Source organism: Microbulbifer maximicatervae (SeqCode), from assembly GCF_052467305.1.
This window is the reverse complement of sequence record NZ_CP174306.1, coordinates 5397185-5406342: the sequence shown is the minus strand read 5'-3', so window position 1 is coordinate 5406342 and position 9158 is coordinate 5397185. Positions and strand designations below refer to the sequence as shown.

At 49.5% G+C, this 9158-nt stretch carries 8 protein-coding genes; 2 read left to right on the top strand and 6 right to left on the bottom strand.

What is annotated here, in order from left to right:
• Positions 1-285: 285 nt before the first annotated feature.
• From pssA to ACJJI4_RS23620, 4 genes are all read right to left on the bottom strand, one after another.
• Positions 286-1161, bottom strand: a complete 876-nt coding sequence (gene pssA / locus ACJJI4_RS23635; protein ID WP_282934338.1) for a CDP-diacylglycerol--serine O-phosphatidyltransferase — start codon at positions 1159-1161, stop codon at positions 286-288.
• Between the two features lie 112 nt (positions 1162-1273).
• A complete protein-coding gene (ilvC, locus tag ACJJI4_RS23630) occupies positions 1274-2299 on the bottom strand; it encodes a ketol-acid reductoisomerase (protein ID WP_282934339.1) in 1026 nt (341 codons plus the stop codon).
• Positions 2300-2321: 22 nt separating this feature from the next.
• On the bottom strand, positions 2322-2813 hold the full coding sequence (ilvN, locus tag ACJJI4_RS23625) for an acetolactate synthase small subunit (protein ID WP_282934340.1): 492 nt from the start codon (positions 2811-2813) through the stop codon (positions 2322-2324).
• Between the two features lie 11 nt (positions 2814-2824).
• Complete coding sequence (locus ACJJI4_RS23620) at positions 2825-4561, bottom strand: acetolactate synthase 3 large subunit (RefSeq protein WP_444926627.1); 1737 nt, start codon at positions 4559-4561, stop codon at positions 2825-2827.
• Positions 4562-5012: 451 nt separating this feature from the next.
• Here ACJJI4_RS23620 and ACJJI4_RS23615 point away from each other — a divergent pair, with 451 nt between their 5' ends.
• Positions 5013-5486 (top strand): DUF4124 domain-containing protein, encoded by a 474-nt coding sequence (locus ACJJI4_RS23615; RefSeq protein WP_444926626.1) that lies wholly within the window; start codon positions 5013-5015, stop codon positions 5484-5486.
• Between the two features lie 24 nt (positions 5487-5510).
• On the opposite strand, the gene ACJJI4_RS23610 is transcribed toward ACJJI4_RS23615, so the two are convergent.
• Together ACJJI4_RS23610 and ACJJI4_RS23605 are read right to left on the bottom strand one after the other, a co-directional pair.
• Complete coding sequence (locus ACJJI4_RS23610; protein ID WP_444926625.1) at positions 5511-6590, bottom strand: DUF4785 family immunoglobulin-like domain-containing protein; 1080 nt, start codon at positions 6588-6590, stop codon at positions 5511-5513.
• A gap of 30 nt (positions 6591-6620) precedes the next feature.
• Positions 6621-7838, bottom strand: coding sequence for a hypothetical protein (locus ACJJI4_RS23605; protein ID WP_444926624.1), 1218 nt, complete (start codon positions 7836-7838; stop codon positions 6621-6623).
• 255 nt (positions 7839-8093) lie between these two features.
• On the opposite strand from ACJJI4_RS23605, the gene ACJJI4_RS23600 reads away from it, so the two are divergent.
• Positions 8094-9158 (top strand): helix-turn-helix domain-containing protein, encoded by a 1065-nt coding sequence (locus ACJJI4_RS23600; protein ID WP_444895245.1) that lies wholly within the window; start codon positions 8094-8096, stop codon positions 9156-9158.

Below are 9158 nucleotides of genomic sequence, written 5' to 3'. Positions count from 1 at the left end.
CGACCTCTCCGTGCTTGGCAAGCTCTTTTTTGAAGAAATTTTCTGAGGAAAATCAATCGCTTGGAGTTGCCTCTCGCCACCGTCTCAGGCAGCGAGGGCGCGAACTATACGGATTACTGTGCTTCTGTGCAAGACTTTTTTCAGTAACTGCACAGCCCTCTTATTTTGAGGGGAGTATTGAGGCCGCATCCGACCTCCCGACGATCACTTTCCGTGTTAGTTCGCACTCCCGCTACTCAATATTAGAGTCGGCCAGCAGAATTCCAAAAGAGATATCAATAAAGACTAGTGCTGATCTTTGTAATCCGCCTTTACCTTGTCATCCTCTACCGCATCAGTTTCCGAGCTGCGGTGGAAATGATTCCAAAGCCACATAGCCGGACCCGAAAGCGTGTATAGAACAGCCAGGGTTAAGAGCACACCTGCCGGATCAATCGCTATTAAGCTAAAGACCAATATAACCGCAAGCATCATTACGAAGGGCACGCGACCTTTAAAGTCGAGCCCTTTGAAACTGGAGTAGCGGAAATTCGATACCATCAGGAGACCCGAAACCGCAGTAACCAGTGCCGCCACTATAGCCAAGCCTGGTCCTACTTCAGCATTGTGGCCTGCCCACACCATGCTCGCGACGATCGCAGCAGCTGTTGGGCTCGCTAATCCAATAAAGACCCCTTTATCAACGGTATCTACCTGTGTATTGAAGCGCGCAAGCCTCAATGCCGCACAAGCCGCATATAAAAATGCTATAGCCCAACCAAATTTACCCAGGTTTCCCAGCGCCCAGCTGAAAACGACCAAGGCAGGAGCCAGGCCGAATGAAACCATGTCTGAAAGCGAGTCATATTGAACACCAAAGGCACTTTGGGTATCTGTCAGGCGAGCGACGCGCCCATCCAATCCATCCAGTACCATCGCGACAAAAATCGCTATCGCAGCCGATTCAAAATGCCCACTCATGCCTGCGACAATGGCATAAAAGCCGCTAAACAGTGCGCCTGTTGTCACAAGATTGGGCAGCAGGTAGATACCTCGTGCGCGCACCCTTTTACCACTGGAAGAAACCTCTTCCTCAACATGCTCATCGACAGGCAAACGAATTTCCTCAGTAGCCTCACTACTTGAGTCTATGGGCTGTTTTTCGCCCCCTTGACCGCTCATATACTCTCCATTGATGCATTGTGCAGTCAGCGAGTTTAACGCCAATTTACCACCCGAGCCCAGAGCAAAAAAAAACGGCAGGGTCGCCCCTGCCGCTTTTGCCAACCTTAAGTCAGCTATTACCTTCGGTGCGATCAATAATTTTATTCGCTTTGATCCACGGCATCATGGCACGGAGTTTTGCCCCCACTTGCTCAATCTCGTGTTCGCTGCCAATGCGACGCTCAGCTTTCAGGCGCGGCTGCCCCGCCAGGGACTCGAGCATAAAGTCTTTGGCAAACTTACCGGTTTGAATATCTTTAAGAACCCGTTTCATTTCTGCCTTAGTTTCTTCCGTAACAATACGCGGGCCTGTTACGTAGTCACCATATTCTGCGGTATTGGAGATAGAGTAGCGCATATCGGCAATACCCCCCTGGTACATCAGGTCGACAATCAGCTTCAACTCATGCAGACATTCAAAATACGCCATTTCCGGAGCATAGCCGGCTTCTACCAGAGTCTCAAAACCAGCCGTTACAAGCGCGGAAACACCCCCACACAGAACAGCCTGCTCACCGAAGAGATCTGTTTCAGTCTCTTCGCGGAAATTGGTTTCAATAATACCTGAGCGGCCACCACCATTAGCTGAGGCATAAGACAGCGCCAAGTCTTTTGCTTTACCTGTCGCATCCTGATAAACCGCAATCAAGGTAGGGACACCGCCTCCCTCAAGGTAGGTCGATCGAACGGTATGGCCGGGCCCCTTGGGAGCAACCATAATGACATCGACATCCGCTGGAGGCTCAATCAATTCAAAGTGCACATTAAAACCATGCGCGAAAGCCAGTGCTGCACCAGACTTTAAATTTGGAGCAACTTGCTCTTTGTAAATATTCGCCTGGTATTCATCCGGAGCGAGAATCATAACCACGTCGGCATCTTTCACCGCATCGACAACTTCAGCTACCTTCAAGCCCGCGCCTTCAGCCTTTTTCCAGGAAGCAGACCCCTCGCGCAACCCAACAACAACATTCGCTACACCAGAGTCTTTCAGGTTATTGGCATGGGCATGACCTTGAGATCCATAACCAATAATGGCTACTGTTTTTCCCTGAATTAAAGAAAGGTCACAATCTTTGTCGTAATAAACTTGCATCGCTCAATTCCTGCTTTTTGCTCTATACACTTAATACTTTTTCACCGCGGGCAATCCCAGAAACTCCGGATCGCACCACTTCCATAATTGTGTGCTCCCCCAACGCCTGGAGGAACGCATCGAGTTTTTCGCCAGTTCCTGCCACCTGTACCGTGTACATACTGCTGGTGACATCGACGATCTGCCCGCGAAAAATATCGACACTGCGCTTCACCTCATCGCGCTGGGCACCATTGGCTCGCACTTTCACCAATAGCAGCTCCCGCTCGATATGAGAGCCTTCAGTGAGGTCCACCAATTTCACAACATCAATAAGCTTGTTTAGGTTCTTGGTAATTTGCTCAATCTTGTGATCGTCACCAATCGTCACCAAAGTGAGACGCGATAAAGTCGCATCTTCAGTAGGCGCCACGGTGAGGCTTTCAATGTTGTAGCCACGCTGGGAAAACAAGCCAACAACACGGGACAATGCCCCAGGTTCATTCTCCATCAGAACCGAAATTATTCTACGCATCGCCCTACCCTTTAAGTTCTCTCAGTTTTGCTCAGCCACATGTCACGCATGGAGCCATTTGGTAGCACTTGCATGGGATAGACATGCTCAGATGGGTCGACGTACACGTCGATAAATACAGTGCGATCCTTAATTGCAAAAGCTTCTTGCAACTTGTTGTGTAGGTCTTCACGACGCTCCACTTTCACCCCGACGTGACCGTATGCCTCGGCGAGTTTCACAAAGTCAGGCAGCGATTCCTCGTAAACACTATTGGAAAGCCTTCCTTCATATTGCATCTCCTGCCACTGCTTCACCATCCCAAGAGCCTGGTTGTTAAGGCAGAGGATTTTTACTGGCAGATGATATTGGGTAGCCGTAGAAAGCTCCTGAATACACATCTGGATACTTCCCTCGCCAGTTACGCACACAACCTCTTTATCCGGGTGGGCTATTTTCACTCCCAAGGCTGCCGGTAAGCCGAAACCCATAGTCCCCAACCCACCGGAGTTAATCCAGCGGCGCGGCTTATCAAACAGGTAATATTGCGCAGCAAACATCTGGTGTTGCCCTACATCGGATGTCACAAAAGCATCACCCTCAGTAATGTCATATACCGCCTTGATCACATCCTGCGGCATTATCAGAGCACCATTAGTCTGATAACGAGGAGCCGTGTAGAGTCCGTGACGCTCACGCCAATCATCAATTTGGCGCCACCAGTCAACTATCGCGGAATGATCCGGCTGCTCATCACTGGCTTTCAACGCTTCGAGCATCTCTCGAAGGACAGCCTGGACCGTGCCAACAATCGGGATATCGGCAACAATCGTTTTAGAGATCGAAGCCGGATCTACGTCGATATGAATAATTTTGGCACCCGGGCAGAATTTGCCTGGAGTATTAGTCACCCGGTCATCAAAGCGTGCACCTACAGCCAGGATAACGTCGGCGTGATGCATGGCTGTATTTGCCTCGAAAGTGCCGTGCATACCGAGCATTCCCAAGAAACGTCTATCACTTCCAGGAAATGCTCCGAGCCCCATCAAGGTATTAGTCACCGGATAGTTCAACTTTCTAGCCAGCTCAGTAAGAAGCTCGGCGCCGCCACCCTGCACCACTCCCCCGCCGGAATAAATCACCGGGCGGCGAGCTGACAGCAACATAGCAATCGCTTTGCGAATCTGGCCGCTATGCCCCTTACCGGCTGGGGTATAGGAGCGCATCCGCAATTTTTCAGGGTAGTGGTAGGGGAATCTCTCCGCCGGGTTGGTTACATCCTTTGGAACATCGATCACTACGGGACCGGGACGGCCAGTATTGGCGATAAAAAATGCCTTTTTGACAATCGTAGGAATATCTTCAGCATTTTTAACCAAAAAGCTGTGCTTCACGATCGGCCGCGAGCAACCGACCATGTCTGTTTCCTGAAACGCATCCTCACCGATCTTATCCCTGGGTACCTGGCCGGATATCACCACCATAGGGATAGAATCCATATAGGCCGTTGCGATGCCAGTAATCGCGTTCGTAGCGCCGGGACCAGACGTCACCAGTACCACGCCCGCCTTACCAGTAGACCGCGCATAGCCATCGGCAGCATGGGTCGCACCCTGCTCGTGGCGCACGAGAATATGCTTAATCGACTTCTGCCGAAAAATAGCATCATAGATATGTAACGCTGAGCCGCCCGGGTATCCAAAAATCAGATCCACCCCTTCATCCTGCAGCGCGCGAACCAACATATCGCCGCCGGAAAGTAATTCCACTTGAGTCTCCTCAATTTTCCTGTTTTATAGGATAGCCATCACCGAAAACGTATAAAACGCCTACTAGCAAGAATGCCAGGCAGCAATTATAGGGGAAAATGGTGACAAATATCAGCCTGTTGCGTGTTTAGCTGCCGATTTTTAGGATGAACTGATCGCGCATAAACACCCAACCCCAAGTAAATCTACATAGGTTCACTACGGGGCTAGCAGGCCTCCAGGGGTGGGGAGGGCCACTCAGTGGAATTTCGATGGAGGGTGTTCCACCAGGGTTAGACTCAAAACCACGGGTTTGCGGTGAAATCTAGTCACTGAGTAAACCCCCGATTTTGCCAATTGAGTCCTAGCTGTCAATAGGTGTCTGCGAAAGTGTTAAGACAGTTACAGGAAAACCCGCCAGTACCGGTACAATAAGGGGACGGAAGGAACATCAACACAAGGGGTAAGCACCATGCGCATCTTACTGGCGCTATTGATTGCAGTAACAGCTACGACCACTCAAGCCGACGGCATCTATAAATGGGTAGATGAGAATGGTGTTGTCCACTTCGGTGAGCAACCTCCAGGAGGCACTCAAGTGGACGTGATCAAAAAGCCCAAGTCAGAGCGCTATAAGAAATGGGAAGCTGAACAAAATGCGATAGCCGCACGTGAAGCACAGAAAAATGCACCTCAAGTGCCTCAACAGTCAAAGGAAGAACAGCTGCCCGACGCTGAGCAACAGAGACAACTGGAGGCCAGAGCTAAAGAAGAGGCAGCAAAACGAGCAGAGCTCTGTGTCGCGTACCAAAAGAACCTTAAGAGCCTGACCACACACGCGAGAGTGCGCGAAAAAGATAAAGATGGAAACTATCGCAGGCTCGGAGAAGATGAGCGGCAAGAACGCATTACCAAAGCCCGCGAGCAAATCAAGAAAAACTGCTAGTCGCCCTTCTAGCGATACCGATCCCTAAGGCTCACGGTAGGGACTATCAGTAAATTGATCCAGGCTATAGCGTTCAGTGTAATAGCCTGGTTCAAAAGCACTATCCCTGGCCATAGGTACCGTCACCCTGGCAATACTCAATTGCTTCACCAGGTAGGGGCCGTCCTGCCCGGCATCGCGAATTAAGAGCCCGTAAAACTCCAGGGGAACCCAGTGCCGCCCCGCCGTTAACTCAAGAGCATTTTGCGTTGTGCCTATCGGGGATTGCTCATCGTTATACAGGGAGCCCTGAAAATAGTAGCGCCCCTCTCTGCTGATATCGACTTCCGCCTCAATTAATAAATTGCCATCGGCGGTAACGGAATCCCGCAACGAGCCCGTATAACTTCCCGTATCCTCAGATAGGGTGAATGCTGCCGCATCTCGAAGACCATCAATATCCGTATCCACAATGACCTTAAAAATGCCCGCCTCCAGCACCTGGCTATTAAAGGAGCCCGCCTCCATCAATACTTCGTAGACTAAGTCTCCATCCGAATCACTGAAAGCCAAGGTACCCACGACTTCTTGGTCTTCGTAAACCAACAGCGCAGTCAAGTCAGCACTGACCCGATCTCCATCACTATCGGCCTGATAGGCAAAAACCCGAATAGTATCCCCACGCAAATAAAACTTTTCATCTGTCCATATAGTCAGAGAATCCCCTTCCTCACTGTGAGTGGTTCTTTCATCCACCGCGAATGTCTGAGTAATCGGGTCTTGCTCAGGAGTTTTAATTGCTCGGTTTTCTGGCGGATAGCGATGAAAGCGGGCTAGATCCGAGAGAAGGGATTCGTGTAACTCAGTCTTGTTGGGCAGGGACTGAATTCCCTTCCATAGTTTTACAGACTGATCCTCTTCCTCTTGCTCCAGTTCCGCCGGCTTAACGTTATCAGGCTTGCGGCTTCGGATAGATTGCTCTTCAGCTTTTGCTTTAGCTACAACAGAGGGCGTCGCCTCTTCACTACCAGCCAGGGCCCAGTAACCCACCAATCCAGTAACTACGGTCAGTACACCCCAGCCTGCCAGCCGGGCCTTTGAGCGATCTTTGCTTGATGTGGACATCAATACCTCCGAAGCCTTTTATTTTTTTAGTTAATTTGTGCAGGCTGAGATTCTACCCGCGCTGTTCTTTCCTGAGCCACAGTCCAGTCCATCGGGAATAGAATCATAATCAGGGGATAGAATACCACCGTTACGCTGCGCATCATGATCTGTATAGATACTGGCCAAATTGTAAGATCGAGCAGTGCCTTTACTGTCGTTATCACAAGAGAAAATCGCGCTGCCGTAAGCTACGCCAAACAGGGTTTCATATTCTTTGAGATTCGACCACAGGTTGCGCTTGGCAGATCCGGAACAGTTCATTTGCGAAGCCAAATTAATGTAACCGTCATCCTCACCATTCAGCAGCATGGAGGTAGCACTTTCCACACCAGGGAAGCCCGCATAACCCCCAATGGTGTACACCGGCGCACCGAGATTAGTCCCTACATAATTTCTCACAGTGTAAACATCATTAGTCTGCATATAGCGAACCGCCGAACACTCACGCCCAAGAAATAGTGCATTGACCAAATCGTCATACCAGCTTCCATTACATATCCGATCAACGCCTTCAGTACCGGTAATTGCACCTCCTGTGGTGAATATTGCAGCAACACCGCTGATAGCCGCATCAAAATCAACGCTCACTGCGTAGCTCTCGTTAAGCCCGGCAACTCGAACTTCTTCTTCAACCGTTTTACAGGATTTACTGCCATACCAAGTCGTGGAACATTTTTTTACTTCTTGAATTTCTGTATTGCTATCGAACTGGTTGTAGGCGCGATTGTAGTATGGGGATCCTTCAACAGCGTTACCCGCGATATACACCATTTGAGCGGCACCCTGGCTGTGGGAAATAATCCAGAAAGTGTCCTCTGCTGAGCACTGGTTTTCGTGTTCAAACCGATCTCCCTGGCCAGAGCGGATCTCTATAATTTGACGAGCAATTTCACCCGCAGTCTCATCATGCCAGTAGGGAAATTCACCTTCATCAGTTGAGTTATAACCGACAACGCCGTAATTGCCGCCATCAACTAACAATTGCTCAATAAAATCACTGCTAGAATATTCGTCGAAAACCGCCTCACTCCAATAGTCCAGTGCTGGCTGCACTAAACTCCCATCATTACTTTCACTTGTAGTGTGTCCTTCGACTCCGTGTCCATGAACCAGGATATAGCAGTTTTCCGCTACCGCTGATGAAGCTCCAATTATCGCCGAGAAAAAAATAGACAGGCTTGTACCCAGCCTTTTAGACAGTGCCATTGTTATTTTCCTTTATTGTTTTAGTAAGTGGTAACTCTCGTGACTGAAGAGTTTTAAAAAATCTGAATAACGCAATGTACAGCAGACGACTAAAACTTATCCTTAACGCTCTATTTCGGAATAGGATTAAAGGCGCCAGAGGGGGGTCGAATCCGCCACGCGAAGCGACCAATTCGTCATATTCCTCAATTTATACTCGTGCTTTGAGGCGCCTTTGCTATGATGCCGGCAACGCCACCCGGACGGCAGTAAGTCATGAGAGACCAAAATAAAAATATGTCCGGCCATGCCGGCGTGCCCAAGATATTTGCGCCTTACTTTGTGGTTGCAGCCGCCAGGCTCGGCATCCCCACCGAGACGCTAATTGAACGATTGCCATTCTCATTTAGCTGGAATCCAGGAGAGAGTGAATGGCTCAATTACAGTGAATTCAATGCTCTAATTGAAAGCATACTTGCGCTATCCCCTGTTACCTCACCAGGTCTCAGCTTTAGTCGCTTCCCAATTATGCTTTGGCTTGAAGAAACTATTATCGAAGCTCAGCCCTCCTTGAGACGGCCGAGGGAGATCTTTCGCCCTGCAGAAATTGTACTCTCACAAACTCTGGCCCCCCTCCTGCGGTTCCAGACTTACCAGGAAGCCGATGCGGAAGTACTCACACTCAACTGGCAGCAGGAACTCTTTAGCGCTCCGGTCAATCATTTTATTGCTGAAATGCTGATGAGTCGTGGAGTAGACCTATTGCGCACTCTTAACCCCAGGTTTCCCGAGGTCCGGGGATTAAAGTTACGCAGTGAAAAGCCAGAAGATGACTCTATCCACAAGAGGATTTTCCAGTGCCCGATTGAATTTTCCGCTGATGAAAATGCGATTATCCTGGGATCCCAGATACTGGACTTCCCTATACCCAGTTACCATAAAATCATTCGCAGCCAGAGCAGAAATATTTTAAAGGCAGTTTTGCACAATACTTTGACCAGCTATAACCTGGCAGCCAGTTTGCGAGCCTGGCTCGAAAAGCACTTGCTCAGTGAAGAAATTACTATCAAACAAGCCGCAGCCCACTTCCGCACCAGCGGCCGTACTTTACAGCGCAGACTGAGAGAACAGGGAGTAACATTCCAGCAGCTTAAAGACAGTGTTACGCTATCTCTGACCAAGAAACTCCTTCTCTCAACCAATGATTCCGTAGAAAGTATTGCGGTACAACTTCATTTTGCCGAACGAGCAGTATTTACTCGCTTCTTTAAAAAACATGAGGGAGTCACCCCTTCTGAGTTCCGTCGCAGCAATGTCGACAGAGATATTTTCGAAGCGTAA